General features: G+C 71.8%; 11 protein-coding genes and 2 tRNA genes. 4 read left to right on the top strand and 9 right to left on the bottom strand.

The genetic code is table 11. The features are described 5' to 3' along the window. Positions 1-22: 22 nt before the first annotated feature. Both wecB and ACFVVU_RS34640 read left to right on the top strand, forming a co-directional pair. Positions 23-1,219 carry a non-hydrolyzing UDP-N-acetylglucosamine 2-epimerase gene (gene wecB / locus ACFVVU_RS34645; protein WP_387793912.1) on the top strand — a complete coding sequence of 399 codons (1,197 nt, stop codon included), beginning with the start codon at positions 23-25 and terminating at the stop codon, positions 1,217-1,219. A gap of 178 nt (positions 1,220-1,397) precedes the next feature. After that, positions 1,398-2,927 (top strand): chitinase, encoded by a 1,530-nt coding sequence (locus tag ACFVVU_RS34640; protein ID WP_387793911.1) that lies wholly within the window; start codon positions 1,398-1,400, stop codon positions 2,925-2,927. Between the two features lie 33 nt (positions 2,928-2,960). On the opposite strand, the gene ACFVVU_RS34635 is transcribed toward ACFVVU_RS34640, so the two are convergent. Both ACFVVU_RS34635 and ACFVVU_RS34630 read right to left on the bottom strand, forming a co-directional pair. After that, positions 2,961-3,494, bottom strand: coding sequence for a hypothetical protein (locus ACFVVU_RS34635; RefSeq protein WP_380715543.1), 534 nt, complete (start codon positions 3,492-3,494; stop codon positions 2,961-2,963). A 255-nt stretch (positions 3,495-3,749) separates the two neighbouring features. Next, positions 3,750-6,389, bottom strand: a complete 2,640-nt coding sequence (locus tag ACFVVU_RS34630) for a valine--tRNA ligase (protein ID WP_380687956.1) — start codon at positions 6,387-6,389, stop codon at positions 3,750-3,752. A gap of 195 nt (positions 6,390-6,584) precedes the next feature. On the opposite strand from ACFVVU_RS34630, the gene ACFVVU_RS34625 reads away from it, so the two are divergent. After that, a complete protein-coding gene (locus ACFVVU_RS34625) occupies positions 6,585-7,433 on the top strand; it encodes a hypothetical protein (protein WP_387793910.1) in 849 nt (282 codons plus the stop codon). Positions 7,434-7,517: 84 nt separating this feature from the next. On the opposite strand, the gene clpX is transcribed toward ACFVVU_RS34625, so the two are convergent. The 6 genes from clpX to ACFVVU_RS34595 all read right to left on the bottom strand — a co-directional run bounded on the left by clpX (position 7,518) and on the right by ACFVVU_RS34595 (position 14,063). Then, the gene (clpX, locus tag ACFVVU_RS34620; RefSeq protein WP_030309676.1) at positions 7,518-8,807 is read right to left on the bottom strand and encodes an ATP-dependent Clp protease ATP-binding subunit ClpX; all 1,290 of its coding nucleotides are present in this window, start codon (positions 8,805-8,807) and stop codon (positions 7,518-7,520) included. A gap of 235 nt (positions 8,808-9,042) precedes the next feature. Beyond that, positions 9,043-9,705: an ATP-dependent Clp protease proteolytic subunit gene (locus ACFVVU_RS34615; protein ID WP_344344462.1), complete on the bottom strand. Its 663-nt coding sequence runs from the start codon at positions 9,703-9,705 to the stop codon at positions 9,043-9,045. Positions 9,706-9,762: 57 nt separating this feature from the next. Then, positions 9,763-10,380, bottom strand: a complete 618-nt coding sequence (locus ACFVVU_RS34610; RefSeq protein WP_045941987.1) for an ATP-dependent Clp protease proteolytic subunit — start codon at positions 10,378-10,380, stop codon at positions 9,763-9,765. Between the two features lie 284 nt (positions 10,381-10,664). Beyond that, the gene (tig, locus tag ACFVVU_RS34605; RefSeq protein ID WP_355372330.1) at positions 10,665-12,062 is read right to left on the bottom strand and encodes a trigger factor; all 1,398 of its coding nucleotides are present in this window, start codon (positions 12,060-12,062) and stop codon (positions 10,665-10,667) included. A 254-nt stretch (positions 12,063-12,316) separates the two neighbouring features. Next, positions 12,317-13,891, bottom strand: coding sequence for an MDR family MFS transporter (locus ACFVVU_RS34600; RefSeq protein WP_387793909.1), 1,575 nt, complete (start codon positions 13,889-13,891; stop codon positions 12,317-12,319). A 98-nt stretch (positions 13,892-13,989) separates the two neighbouring features. Then, positions 13,990-14,063: transfer RNA gene (locus ACFVVU_RS34595), tRNA-Pro, on the bottom strand. 144 nt (positions 14,064-14,207) lie between these two features. On the opposite strand from ACFVVU_RS34595, the gene ACFVVU_RS34590 reads away from it, so the two are divergent. After that, positions 14,208-14,278, top strand: a tRNA-Gly gene (locus tag ACFVVU_RS34590). An 82-nt stretch (positions 14,279-14,360) separates the two neighbouring features. Here ACFVVU_RS34590 and ACFVVU_RS34585 read toward each other — a convergent pair. Then, positions 14,361-14,921, bottom strand: a complete 561-nt coding sequence (locus ACFVVU_RS34585; protein WP_380689237.1) for a hypothetical protein — start codon at positions 14,919-14,921, stop codon at positions 14,361-14,363. Positions 14,922-14,960 lie beyond the last annotated feature (39 nt).

Below are 14,960 nucleotides of genomic sequence, written 5' to 3'. Positions count from 1 at the left end.
CGACCCCCGGAGCCGTTCCGCCATGACCGCGTGCCCGACCCCGAAGCCCGCCGCCCGCCGCCCGCTCGCCCCCGGCAGTGTCGCCGTCGTCCTCGGCACCCGCCCCGAACTGGTCAAGCTCGCCCCGCTGATCCACGAGCTCGGCCCGGCCACCCGCCTGGTCCACACCGGCCAGCACTGGGACGAGGCGATGTCCGGCCGCTTCCTGCGCGACCTCGGCCTGCCGAGCCCCGAACTGCTCACCGGCGTCGGCGGCCGCCCCCGGGCCGGCCAGATCGCCCAGTCGCTCGGCCAGCTCGACGCCGCCTTCGCCGAGCACCGCCCGGCCGCCGTCGTCGTCCAGGGCGACACCAACGCCACCCTGGCCGGCGCGCTCGCCGCCAACGCCCGGGACATCCCGCTGGTGCACGTCGAGGCGGGGCTGCGCAGCTTCGACCGGGCGATGCCCGAGGAGCACAACCGGGTGATGGTCGACCACGTCGCCGACCTGCTGTGCGCCGCCACCCCGGACAACGCCGCCAACCTGCGCGCCGAGTCCCTCGCCGAGGAGCGGATCGCGCTCACCGGCAACACCGTCGTCGAGGTGGTCCGCAGCTCGCTGCCGGACACCGCCGCCCGGGCCGCCCTGCTCGCCGGGCACGGCCTCGCCGCGGACGGCTACGTGCTGGCCACCGTGCACCGGCCGGAGAACACCGACACGGCCGAGGCGCTCGGCGCCGTCCTCGCCGAACTCGACCGGATCGCCCGGGCCGGCACCCCGGTGCTGTTCCCGATGCACCCGCGCACCCGGGCCGCCGTCGAGCGCTTCGGCCTGGAGGGCCTGCTGGAGCGGCTCGCGGTGACCGGGCCGGTCGGCTACGCCGACTTCCTGGGCCTGGCCCGGCACGCCGCGCTGCTGGTCTCCGACTCCGGCGGGGTGCAGGAGGAGTGCACCGTGCTCGGCCGCCCACTGCTGGTGGTGCGCCGCTCCACCGAGCGGCCCGAGGCCGTCGAGGCCGGCTTCGCCGCGCTGGTGGCACCCGGCGCCGAACTCGGCGAGCACGCCCGGACCTGGCTGGCCGACACCCCCGAGCGGCTCGCCCGGCTCGCGGCCACCCCGAGCCCCTACGGCGACGGCCTGGCCTCCGCCCGGATCGCCGATCTGACCGCCGATCTGACCGCCGGCCCGGCCGCCGGGCAGGCCGGGGCGCCCGCCGGCGCGCTGCCGACGGCCGCCTGAACGGCCCGCCCGGACAGGGCCCTCTTGACAGCAGAATTGGTCTACTCCATTTTGTGAGGGCAAGTCTCCTATCCCGACAGGGACTTGAGTTGTCGGTAGCTCCCGCACGCGTACCCATCGACACCCGGACGGCTCTCCCCCACGGGAGCCGCCGGCCTCCCCCACAGGAGATGGAGTCATGCCACCTGCACGACAGCGGCGCCCGCGCGCCGTCCACTCGATGCTCGCCGGCGCCAGTGCCGTCGCGATCGGCCTGAGCGGCCTGGTCCTCGCCGGCGGCACCGGCGCCCACGCCGCCACCGACGTCGAACTCATCACCAACGGCGGCTTCGAGGACGCCAACCGCCTCAACGGCTGGACCTGTACGGCCGGCACGCCGGAGACCGGCACGGTCCACTCCGGCACCGGCGCGCTGCGCTCCACCCCGGCCGGCGGCGACACCGGCGAATGCACCCAGACGGTCACCGTCAAGCCGTCCTCGACCTACACCCTGAGCAGCTGGGTCCAGGGCTCGTACGTCTACCTCGGCGCCCGCGGCACCGGCGGCACCGACCCGAGCACCTGGACGCCCGGCGGCAGCGCCTGGTCCAAGCTCAGCACCACCTTCACCACCGGGGCGAGCACCACCAGCGTCACCGTCTACCTGCACGGCTGGTACGGGCAGCCGGCCTTCCTGGCCGACGACGTCTCGCTGCTGGGCCCGGGCGACCCCAAGCCCTCCCCGACCGCGACCACGCCGACCCCGACCGACCCCGGCAGCCCGTCGCCCACCGACACCACCACGCCCTCCCCCACCGCCACCACGCCCCGGCCGCCGTCCAAGCACCTGCTGACCGGCTACTGGCAGAACTTCGACAACGGCGCCACCGTGCAGCGGATCAGCGACGTCCCGGCCGCGTACGACATCATCGCGGTCTCCTTCGCCGACGCCACCTCCACGCCCGGGGGCCTGAGCTTCACCCTGGACCCGACGCTCTCCTCCCGGCTCGGCGGCTACACCGACGCCCAGTTCAAGGCCGACATCGCGGCCAAGAAGGCGGCCGGCAAGAAGGTGATCCTCTCGGTCGGCGGCGAGAAGGGCACCGTCTCGGTCAACAGCTCCACCTCGGCCGCCAGCTTCGCCAACAGCGCCTGGTCCCTGATGCAGACCTACGGCTTCGACGGCGTCGACATCGACCTGGAGAACGGCATCAACTCCACCTACATGGGCCAGGCGCTGCACACCCTGGCGGCCAAGGCGGGCTCGGGCTTCACGCTCACCATGGCGCCGCAGACCATCGACATGCAGTCCACCGGCATGGAGTACTTCAAGCTGGCGCTGAACGTGAAGGACATCCTCACCATCGTCAACATGCAGTACTACAACTCCGGCGCCATGCTGGGCTGCGACGGCCAGGTCTACTCCCAGGGCACCGTCAACTTCCTCACCGGGCTGGCCTGCATCCAGCTCAAGGGCGGGCTGCGGCCCGACCAGGTGGGCCTCGGCGTCCCGGCCTCCACCAGCGCGGCCGGCGGCGGCTACGTCAGCCCGAGCGTGGTCAACAACGCGCTGGACTGCCTGGCCGCCGGCACCAACTGCGGCAGCTTCAAGCCCGACACCAAGTGGCCCGGGATCGGCGGGGCGATGACCTGGTCGACCAACTGGGACGCCAAGGCGGGCGGCGGCATCGCCTCCACCGTCGGCTCCCACCTGCACGCGATGCCGTAACCGGCACACGCGGGACCGTGGGCCCGGGCGGGGTCAGACCCCCGCCCGGGCCTCCGGCACGGCCGCGGGCGCGCCGCCGTGCCGGCGGCGCAGCTCGGCGGTGATCTCCGCGAGCTCGCCCTCCGGCAGCAGCGGCAGCATCATCGCCACGCCCTGCAGCAGGCCGCCGAGCAGGAAGGTGGTGTCGGGGGTGGTGGCGACCAGGCCGCGGACCTCGGCCACCTCGCCGGCCGCGACCGCCTCGATCAGCCGGGCCGCGTCCACGCCCTCCTCGTCGACGTGGACGGCGCCGGTGTCGCGCGGGGCGCGCCGGGCCATCGCCCGCAGCACCCGGTCGCCGACCTCGGGGGCGTAGGCCTTGCGGACCGCCTCGGCGGCGATCCAGGCGAGCAGCGTGGTCACCTCGCGCTCGACGTGCTCCTCGAGCAGCCGGTCCAACGCGTGGTCGAACGCGAGCTGGTTGCCGTGCCGGAAGGCGAGCAGCAGTGTCGCCGCCCGCCCCTTGGCCTCCTCGACCACCTCGGCAGGCAGTTCGTCGGCCAGCTCCTCGGTCACCATCACGCCCATGCCCTCCCGTCACTCCTCGCCGTCCGAAACTCGATGCACACCGTACACAGTCGACCTGGAAACTTCCGCGAGCGCGCGCGGGCAAGACCGGAATGAATTCGGGCGGAATAGGTCCTCACCCGGTCCGGGATGAATATTCGCCGGAAGGGAGCAACGGATTGGGCTATTGGGCCGCACGATTTTCCGACCTTCCGGAAAAACGGCGGAGCCGCACCCCGCGTCGGCGGGATGCGGCTCCGGGGAACCGTCGGCGCGTCAGCCCTGCGGCAGCGCCGCGAGCTGGGCGGTGATCCGGGCGATGTCGGCCTCGGCGGCCTCCTGACGGGTCCGGATCTTGGCGACCACGTCGTCCGGCGCCTTGGCCAGGAAGGCCTCGTTGCCGAGCTTGCCGCCGCACTGCGCCTTCTCCTTCTCGGCCGCCGCGAGGTCCTTGGCGAGGCGCTTGCGCTCCGCCGCGACGTCGATGGTGCCGGACAGGTCCAGCGCCACGGTGGCGCCGGCGACCGGCAGCGAGGCGGTGGCCGCGAAGCCCTCCTCGGGCACGGTCAGCCGCAGCAGCGAGCGGATCGCGTCCTCGTGGACGGCGAGCACGGTGCCCGCGAGCTCCAGGCGCGCCGGGACCTTCTGGGCCGGCTGCAGACCCTGGTCCGAACGGAACCGGCGGACCTCGGTGACCACCTGCTGCAGCGTGGCGACCTCGGCCTCGGCCTCGGCGTCCCGGTAGCCGGCGTCCTTCGGCCAGTCGGCGACGACCACCGACTCGGCACCGGTCAGCGTCGTCCAGAGCGCCTCGGTGACGAACGGCACGACCGGGTGGAGCAGGCGCAGGGTGACGTCCAGGACCTCGCCCAGCACCCGGCGGGAGGCCTCGGCCGGCGCGCCGCCCTTGGCCAGGGTGGTCTTGGAGAGCTCGACGTACCAGTCGAACACCTCGTCCCACGCGAAGTGGTAGAGCGCGTCCGAGGCCTTGGCGAACTCGTAGTCGTCGTACAGCGCGTCGACCTCGGCCACGGTCGCGTTCAGCCGCGACAGGATCCAGCGGTCCACCGCGGTCAGCTGCTCCGGTGCGGGCAGCGGGCCGTCCACGGTCGCGCCGTTCATCAGCGCGAACCGGGTGGCGTTCCAGATCTTGTTGCAGAAGTTCCGCGCGCCCTTGACCCAGTCCTCGCCGATCGGCACGTCGGCGCCCGGGTTGGCGCCGCGGGCCAGGGTGAAGCGGACGGCGTCGGCACCGTAGGCGTCCATCCAGTCCAGCGGGTCGACGGCGGTGCCGGAGGACTTCGACATCTTCTTGCCGAACTCGTCACGGACCAGGCCGGTCAGGGCGACCGTCTTGAACGGCACCTGGCCGTCCATCGCGTACAGGCCGAACATCATCATCCGGGCGACCCAGAAGAAGATGATGTCGTGGCCGGTGACCAGGACGTCGGTCGGGTAGAACTTCTCCAGGTCCGGGGTCTTCTCCGGCCAGCCCAGCGTGGAGAACGGCCACAGGCCGGAGGAGAACCAGGTGTCCAGGACGTCCGGGTCCTGGTGCCAGCCCTCGCCCGTCGGCGGCTGCTCGTCCGGTCCGACGCAGACGACCTCGCCGTCCGGGCCGTACCAGACCGGGATCCGGTGGCCCCACCACAGCTGGCGCGAGATGCACCAGTCGTACATGTTGTCGACCCAGTCGAAGTAGCGGCGCTCCAGCTCCTTCGGGTGGATCTCCACCTTGCCGTCGCGGACCGCGTCGCCGGCCGCCTTGGCCAGCGGCTCGACCTTGACCCACCACTGCAGCGACAGCCGCGGCTCGACCACCGTGTGGCAACGCGAGCAGTGGCCGACGGCGTGCATGTACGGGCGCTTCTCGGCGACGATCCGGCCCTGCTCGCGCAGCGCGCCGACGACGGCCGAGCGGGCCTCCAGCCGGTCCAGGCCCAGGAACGGGCCGTGCACGGTGATCGCGCCGCGCTCGTCCATGACGCTCAGGTTCGGCAGGTCGTGGCGCTGGCCGATGGCGAAGTCGTTGGGGTCGTGCGCCGGGGTCACCTTGACGGCGCCGGTGCCGAACTCCGGGTCGACGTGCTCGTCCGCGACGACCGGGATCTCGCGGTCGGTCAGCGGCAGCTTGATGGTCCGGCCGACCAGGTGACGGTAGCGCTCGTCCTCCGGGTGGACGGCCACCGCGGTGTCGCCCAGCATCGTCTCGGCGCGGGTGGTGGCGACGACGATCGAGTCCTCGCCGTCCCCGTAGCGGATCGAGACCAGCTCGCCGGGGACCTCCTCGTGCTCCACCTCGATGTCGGACAGCGCGGTGAGGCAGCGCGGACACCAGTTGATGATGCGCTCGGCGCGGTAGATCAGGCCGTCGTCGAAGAGCCGCTTGAAGATCGTCTGGACGGCCTGCGACAGGCCCTCGTCCATGGTGAAGCGCTCGCGCGACCAGTCGACGCCGTCGCCGAGGCGGCGCATCTGGCCGAGGATCTTGCCGCCGTAGTTCGCCTTCCACTCCCAGACCTTCTCGACGAAGGCCTCGCGGCCCAGGTCGTGGCGGGACAGGCCGGACTCGGCGAGCTGCTGCTCGACCTTGTTCTGGGTGGCGATGCCGGCGTGGTCCATGCCGGGCAGCCAGAGCGCCTCGAAGCCCTGCATGCGCTTGCGGCGGGTCAGCGCGTCCATCAGCGTGTGCTGGAAGGCGTGGCCCAGGTGCAGCGCACCAGTGACGTTCGGCGGCGGGATGACGATGGCGTACGGGGGCTTGTCGCTCTTGGCGTCGGCGGTGAAGTAACCGCGCTCTACCCAGCGCTCGTACAGCTCGCCCTCTACCTCCGCCGGGGCGAAGGTCGTCGGGAGGGTGGCTGCGTCGTCCCCGGCGTGCGTGCTCACGGGGCGCTGGTTCGTGGTGTCGGTCACGACGGACAGTTTACGTAACCCGGGAACCGGGTCACGAACGGCTTTCACCCCCCGGACACCGGAGCCCGGCACCGGAGCCGGCCGGCACGGCCCCGGGGTATTCCCCGACCGGGTGACGGACCGGTGCGATAACGTGCCGGACATTCGTCCGAGCCTTCGTACAAGCCCGGCACCACCGTCCCAGGAAGGGCCTCCGTGACCGAGCAGAACCCCTACGGCGCCCCGCCGCCGCCCGGCGGCCAGCCCCCGTACGGCGGGCAGCCCTACGGCGGGCAGCCCTACGGCGCGCAGCCCTACGGCGAGCAGCCCTACCCCGGCCCGCCCGCGCCGCCGCAGACCCCGCCGCCCTACGGCGCCGTCCCGCCACAGTCCGGCCCGCCCGGTGCGCCGGGCCAGCCGCTGCCGCCCGGCTACGCCCCGTACGGCGCGTTCCCCGCACCGGCGCCGCCGCGCCGCTCCCGCCGCACCCTCGGCATCCTCATCGGCGTCTTCGTGCTCGTGCTGGCCCTCATCGGCGGCGCGGTCGCGTACTTCGTCTTCGACATCACCTCCAACGCCGGCACCCAGAAGATCGTCCTGCCGGCCGGCTTCAACGGCCTCACCAAGGACGAGAACAACGAGGTCGCCCGGCAGATGGAGGAGGGCATCACCACCGAGCTCGGCAAGGGCGACGGCTCCTGGAACCCGACCGGCGTCAGCGCCGTCTACCAGGACTCCGCCGGGGACCCCAAGCTCGTGGTGCTCGGCGCCTACGGCAAGGTGCTAGCCCCGAAGACCGAGCTCAACGCCATGTTCAAGGGCCTCCAGTCGGACGGCACCACGGTCAACGACCGGCACGCCGTCGACCCGGGCCCCAAGGGCGGCAGCATGGACTGCGGCGTGGCCTCCCAGGACGGCACCGACCTGGGCGTCTGCGCCTGGGCCGACTCCAGCAGCCTGGTCCTGGCGATGGCCCCGCCGTCGGAGGACGGCGGGCGCCCCGACCTCGACAAGCTCGCCGCGGACACCCGCGCCCTGCGCGCCGCCGCCGAGGTCCCGAAGTAGGCCCCCACACGCCCGAGGGCCCCGGCGCCGCCCGTGGAGGCGGTACCGGGGCCCTCGTCGTTTCCGGGCGGGACCCGTCGGGCGTCAGGCGCTCTTCTCGCGCCGCTCCCGCTTGATCATGTCGCGCGGCACCAGGGTCGGGATGGCGTGCTTGGAGACGACGTCCCCGGTCACCACCACGCGGGCGACGTCCTGGCGCGAGGGCACCTCGTACATCACGGACATCAGCACCTCCTCCATGATGGCCCGCAGGCCCCGCGCGCCGGTGCCGCGCAGGATCGCCTGGTCGGCGATCGCCTCCAGCGCGTCCCGGGAGAACTCCAGCTCCACGCCGTCCAGTTCGAAGAGCTTGCGGTACTGCTTGACCAGCGCGTTCTTCGGCTCGGTGAGGATCTGCAGCAGCGCCTCGCGGTCCAGGTTGTGCACGCTGGTGATCACCGGGAGGCGGCCGATGAACTCCGGGATCATGCCGAACTTGACCAGGTCCTCCGGCATCACCTGACGGAAGTGGTCGCTGGCGTCCAGCTCCCGCTTGGAACGGATGTTCGCGCCGAAGCCGATGCCCTTGGCACCCGCCCGACCCTCGATGATCCGCTCCAGGCCGGCGAACGCGCCGCCCACGATGAACAGCACGTTGGTGGTGTCGATCTGGATGAACTCCTGGTGCGGGTGCTTGCGCCCGCCCTGCGGCGGCACCGAGGCGGTGGTGCCCTCCAGGATCTTCAGCAGCGCCTGCTGCACGCCCTCGCCGGAGACGTCCCGGGTGATCGACGGGTTCTCGCTCTTGCGCGCGACCTTGTCGATCTCGTCGATGTAGATGATCCCGGTCTCGGCCTTCTTGACGTCGTAGTCGGCCGCCTGGATCAGCTTGAGCAGGATGTTCTCGACGTCCTCGCCGACGTAGCCGGCCTCGGTGAGCGCGGTGGCGTCGGCGATCGCGAACGGCACGTTCAGCATCCGGGCCAGGGTCTGCGCCAGCAGCGTCTTGCCGGAGCCGGTCGGGCCCAGCAGCAGGATGTTGGACTTCGCCAGCTCGATGGCGTCCTCGCGGCCGTTGCCGCCGCTGCGGCCGGCCTCACCGGCCTGGACCCGCTTGTAGTGGTTGTAGACGGCCACCGACAGGGCCTTCTTGGCGAGGTCCTGGCCGACCACGTACTGGTCCAGGAACTCGTAGATCTCGCGGGGCTTCGGGAGCTCCTCGAAGCGCACCTCGGAGGTCTCGGCGAGCTCCTCCTCGATGATCTCGTTGCACAGGTCGATGCACTCGTCGCAGATGTACACGCCTGGGCCGGCGATCAGCTTCTTCACCTGCTTCTGCGACTTGCCGCAGAACGAGCACTTGAGCAGGTCGCCACCGTCTCCGATGCGTGCCACGAGGTGCTTCCCCTTCGCCAGGGGCCCCGCGGGAGTTCCGGGGCCTGGTGCTGTGGACCGTCGACGCCGACGGCGATCGGTCTCGCTATCCGACGGTACTCTGCCGAGCCGCCGATTCCGCCCTCTTCGCCGGGTCTGCCCTACGCCCTGGGCGAATTGATACCGAACAGATGCCGTCGGAGCAGCCCCCGGCTCCCTCCCGCCCACGAGGACGGGCCGGGAGGGAGTGCCGACCTCAAGAGGTCAGCGAGGCCTTGCGGGTCGAGATCACCAGGTCGACCAGACCGTACTCGACGGCCTCCTCGGCCGTGAGGATCTTGTCGCGCTCGATGTCGTCGCGGACCTGCTCGACCGACTTGTTGGAGTGCTTGGACAGCATCTCCTCCAGCTGCTCGCGCATCCGGAAGATCTCCTTCGCCTGGATCTCCAGGTCGGAGACCTGGCCGCGGCCGGTCTCGGTGTACGGCTGGTGGATCAGGATGCGGGCGTTCGGCAGCGCCATCCGCTTGCCGGGGGTGCCGGCCGCCAGCAGCACGGCCGCCGCCGAGGCCGCCTGGCCCATGCAGACCGTGGTGATGTCCGGCTTGACGTACTGCATGGTGTCGTAGATGGCCGTCAGGGCCGTGAACGAGCCGCCGGGCGAGTTGATGTACATCTGGATCTCGCGGTCCGGGTCCATCGACTCCAGGCACAGCAGCTGCGCCATGATGTCGTTCGCGGAGACGTCGTCCACCTGCGAGCCGAGGAAGATGATGCGCTCCTCGAACAGCTTGGCGTACGGGTCGTACTCACGGATGCCCTGCGAGGTGCGCTCGACGAAGCGCGGGACGATGTAGCGGCCCTCGGCCCGCATGTCCTCGACGCGGGCCTTGGCGGCCGACAGGCTGGGGATGTTCATGGGTGTTCTGGTCCTCCGGAGCGTTGTGGCTGTGGTCTCGTGGGCCCGGGCCGGGGCTCAGGCGCCGGTGCCGCCGCCGCCGGGGACGTCCGCGGCGCTGTGCATGATCGCGTCGATCAGGCCGTAGTCCAGGGCCTCCTCCGGCGTGAACCAGCGGTCGCGGTCGGAGTCCTGGGTGATCTGCTCGAAGGACTGGCCGCTGTGGAACGCGATCAGCTCGGACATCCGCTTCTTGGTGCGCAGCAGCTGCTCGGCCTGGATGCGGATGTCGGTGGCCGAGCCGCCGAGGCCGGCGGAGGGCTGGTGCATGAGGATGTTGGCGTTCGGGAGCGAGAAGCGCTTGCCCTTGGCGCCGGCGGTCAGCAGGAACTGGCCCATCGAGGCCGCCATGCCCATCGCGATCGTGACGACGTCGTTCTTGATGTACTGCATGGTGTCGTAGATCGCCATGCCGGCCGAGATCGAGCCGCCCGGGGAGTTGATGTAGAGGAAGATGTCCTTGTCCGGGTCCGCGGCCAGCAGCAGCAGCTGGGCGGTGATCTTGTTCGCGATGTCGTCGTCGACCTGCTGGCCGAGGAAGATGATCCGCTCGTTGAGCAGCCGGTTGTAGACCTGGTCGCCGAGGCCGCCCAGCACGTCACCAGCGGCGGCGTGCGGCGCCATCGGGCCGGGCATCTGCATCTGCGGGTACGTCACTTAGCCACCTGCTCAGTCGATTTGGACGGTCGCTCCACGGCCGTCACGATGTCGCACAGCTTCCGGGTATCACGTCGTGATTGTTGCTGTCCATGGACCCTAACGCGCAGGCCCGGCCGCTGAATCCCTCACGCAGAACTGTTCGCTGTGAGCGCAGGGTTCGCGGCCCCGGCGGGCCCGGCCCCGGGAACGGCGCGGGCCCGGACACCGTACGGCGTCCGGGCCCGCGCTCACGCCTCGGGCGAGCGAGGCGACCGCGGCGGTCAGGCCTCGGTCTTCTCCTCGGCCTCGGCCTCGGCGGCCGGGGCCTCGACGGTCTCGGCCGACTCGTCGGCCTCGTCGTCGTCGAAGTTGATCTCGTTGCCCTCGGTGTCGACGACCTTGGCGGCCTCGACCACGGTGGCCAGCGCCTTGCCGCGGGCGACCTCGCCGACCAGCAGCGGCACCTGGCCACCCTGGACGACCTGCTGGGCGAACTGGTCCGGGGTCAGGCCCGAACCGGCGGCACGGCGGATGAGGTGCTCGGTCAGCTCCTCCTGGGAGACGTTGAGCTCCTCGTCGGCGACGATCTGGTCCAGGACGAACTGGGTCTTGATGCCCTTCTTCGCCTGCTCCTCGGTCTCCGCGAGGTACTCCTCCTCCGACTTGCCCTGGGTCTCCAGGTAGCTCGCCAGGTTGAGGCCCATCGGCTCCAGCTGGTGGTGCTCGAGGTTGTGCTTGCGGGTCTCGATCTCGTCCTTGAGGAGCTTCTCCGGGAACTCGATCTCGACCAGGCCGAGCAGCGCGTCCAGCACCTTCTCCTGGGCCTGGGTGGCCTGGTCGTACTCCTTCATGCGCTCCAGGCGCTTGCGGGAGTCGGCCTTCAGGTCCTCCAGGGTGTCGAACTCGCTGGCCAGCTGGGCGAACTCGTCGTCCAGCTCGGGCAGCTCCTTCTCCTGGACGGCGGTGACCTTGACGGTGACCTCGGAGGACTTGCCGGCCTGGGTGCCACCCTTGAGCTCGGTGGTGAAGGTGGCGGTGCCACCGGCCTCCAGGCCGACGACGGCCTCGTCGATGCCGTCGATCAGACGGCCCGAGCCGATCTCGTAGCTGACGCCGGCGGCGGTGCCGTCCTCCGGCACCTCGCCGTCGACCTTGGCCTCGAGGTCGACGACCACGATGTCGCCGGCGGCGGCGGCGCGCTCGACGTCCTTGACCGAGGAGAAGCGCTCGCGCAGCTGCTCCAGGGACTTGGCGATGTCCTCGTCGGAGACCGCGATCGGGTCGACGGTGACCTCGATGGTCGAGAAGTCCGGCAGGGTGATCTCCGGGCGGACGTCGACCTCGGCGGTGAACTTCAGGTCACCGCCGTCGGCGATCTTCTCGACACCCTCGATGTTGGTGATGTCGGGCTGGCCGAGGACCTCGATCTTGCCCTCGTCGACGGCCTGCGTGTAGAAGCGCGGCAGGGCGTCGTTGACGGCCTCCTCCAGCACGGCGCCACGGCCGAAGCGCTGGTCGATGACCCGGTTCGGGATCTTGCCCTTGCGGAAGCCCGGGACCGAGACCTGCTGGTTGATCTTCTTGTACGCCGCGTCGAGGCTGGGCTTGAGCTCCTCGAAGGGCACCTCGACGGTGAGTCGAACCCGGGTCGGGTTCAGAGTCTCGACGGCGCTCTTCACGGTTAGGTCTCCTATGGGCTTGCGGTCAGGTTGCCTGCGCCCTCCCCGGACGCCGGCCGGGGCCGGTTTCCAGCGGGTCGGGCGAGACGGGCGATGGGCGGTTGGAGCTGCATCTCCCGTGGGGGGTGGACGGTGAGCGTGACTCCTCGCCCTCGTGCGGTTGACCTGGGTGGACGCCACAGGGACTACCGCCAGCGCCCCATCCTACCGGTACCACGAAAGGCGGACGCCAGGACGCCGCCGTCCGGGCCCGTTCAGGCCCTCCCGGCGGCCTTCCGGGCCGGTCCGGACACGCCCGCGGCGGCGGCTCCGGAGGGCACCGCGCCCTCCGGCCCGGCCTCCGTCCCGGCCGCGGAACCGGTGCCGCCCCCGGGCCCGGTGCCGCCGGAAACCGGGGCCGGGCGCATGGTCGCGGCGGCGTCGGAGTCCCGCACCCGCAGCGCGATCACGGCCGCGAGCAGGGCCAGCCCGGCCGCGGTCAGGAAGGCGGCGCGGTAGGCGGTGAGGTTCGCCACGGGCGTACCCGAGGCGTCCGCGGTGAACGGTCCGACGGCGGTCAGCACGGTGCCCAGCACGGCCACGCCGAGCGCCGAGCCGAGCTGGCGCTGGGCGTTGTACAGGGTGGAGGCGGCGCCGGTGGAGGCCACCGGGATCGTCGCGAAGGCCGCGGTCTGGCTCGGCATGAAGACGTGGGCCATCGCGAACCCGCAGACGAAGAGCAGCGCGCGCACCGCCCACAGGTTGCTGTCCGGCCCGATCGTGGCCATCACCGCCAGCCCGGCGGCCACCACGGTGGCGCCCGTGACGAGCAGCCGGCGCGGGCCGAACCTCGGGTAGAGCCGGCCCGCGATCTGCGAGGCGAGCATCACACCGAGCGCCTCGGGGAAGATCATCAGACCGCTGTGCAGGGCGTCCATGCCGAGGGCGTCCTGCATCAGCAGCGGGAACAGGTAGAGCATGCCGAGGAAGGCCGCGCCGGAGAAGAGCGAGAGCAGATTGGTGGTGCGGAAGATCCGGTCCCGGAAGAGCCGCAGGTCGAGCATCGGCTCGGGGCGGCGCAGCTCGACGGCGACCAGTGCGGCGAGGGCGAGCGCGCCGCCGAGCGCCGCGGCGAGGATCCGCGCGCTCCCCCACCCCTCGGACGCGCCCTCGGAGAGCGCGTACATCGCCGCACCGAAGCCCGCCGCGGAGAGCAGGAAGCCGGCCGCGTCGAAGCGCCCGGCGCGCTCGGCGCGGTAGTCCGGCAGGAAGAGCAGGCCGAAGACCAGCGCGGCGAGGCCGACCGGCAGGTTGACGATGAAGACCCAGTGCCAGGACCAGCCGTCCACCAGCCAGCCGCCGAGCACCGGCCCGGCGGCCGGGGCGACCGCGGTGGGCAGCATCAGCACCCGGGTCGCCCGCATCCGCTCCTCCTGCGGGAAGGCGTGGAAGAGCATGGTCATCCCGACCGGGGTGAGCAGACCGCCGGCCGCGCCCTGGAGGATCCGGGCGAGGGTGAGGTCGGTCAGCGAGCCGGCCACCCCGCACAGCAGCGAGGCGAGGGTGAACAGGGCGAGCGAGGCCAGGAACACCCGGCGGGTGCCGAGGCGGTCGCCGAGCCAGCCGGAGAGCGGGACGAAGACCGCCAGGCTGACCAGGTAGCCGACGTTGATCACGCCGACCCCGGCGGGGTCGGTGCCGAAGTCGCGGCCGATCGCGGGCAGCGCCACATTGACGATCGTGGTGTCCATGATCGACATGAACAGCGCGGCGACGAAGACGACGCCGACCGCGGCCTTGGGGTTCATCCGCGGCCGGCGCGGTGCTCGCGCCGGGCTCGTCGCACTCATCGGGGCTCCAGGTTCGGTGAAAAATCAACCACCTACCATGCCGGAAGGGCCCCGGAAACGACAACAGGGCCCCGCCCTGGGCGAGACCCTGCGCACGGTCGGGGTGACCGGATTCGAACCGACGGCCTTCCGCTCCCAAAGCGGACGCGCTACCAAACTGCGCCACACCCCGTGGTGCCGAGAGGAAGCGTACACGCCGGGCCCCGCCGGATCGGCGAGATATTCCGAGGCCCTCACCGGGAACGGGTGTGCACGCAGCCGACCGGACCAGGTACGCTGTTCCCGACCTTCCGTCCGGTGACGGCCGGGGGATCGCGCGGGCGTAGCTCAATGGTAGAGCCCTAGTCTTCCAAACTAGTCACGCGAGTTCGATTCTCGTCGCCCGCTCCGCAGGACGAACGGCCCCGGAGGATGCACCGCATCCCCGGGGCCGTTCGCGTTCCCGACGGCGGGTCGGACAGACCCCGGGTCAAAGGCCCAGCCGGGCGGCCCGGGCCGCGGCCCGCTCCAGCAGCCGGTGGACGTCGGCCTGCCGGGTGGCGGGCCGGTCGTTGAACTCGTCCGGGGAGCGCACCGGGCGGCCGGTGGCGTGCAGTACCTCCATCAGCTGGACCCGGGCGGTGCGCACGGTGGCCGGGGTGCCGAACCCGTGGGCGAGCACCGCCGCCTGGGCGCCGAGCAGGCAGACCCGGCCGGCCGCGTCCCACATCGCCCCCTGCAGCCAGCCGTGCGCGGCGATGTAACGGGAGGCCAGGCCGAGGTGCTCGGCGGCGGTGACCGGGGCGGGCCGGGCGGGGCGGCGCAGCGCCCGGTCGAGCAGGGTGGCCCGGGGCAGTGGGTGGCCGGCGTGCCAGGGCTGCGGAGCCGAGCCGTAGCGGCAGACGGGGTGGGGCGCCGGGGTGCGCGCGGGCGCGGGCAGCGAGGCCAGGTACGCCTCGATCTCGGTGACCAGCCCGGAGGCGTCCGGGGTGAGCAGCAGGGCGGGCACCGGGACGGTCGGCGCAGCGGGCGGCGGGGCGGTGCGGGGCATGCGGGTTCTCCAGGCGGCGACGGTGGTGTTCGCTACCCA

The organism is Kitasatospora sp. NPDC057965 (assembly GCF_042887135.1).
Lineage (GTDB): Bacteria > Actinomycetota > Actinomycetes > Streptomycetales > Streptomycetaceae > Kitasatospora.
The sequence above is the reverse complement of the archived record's forward strand: the minus strand, read 5'-3'. Positions and strand labels throughout refer to the sequence as shown.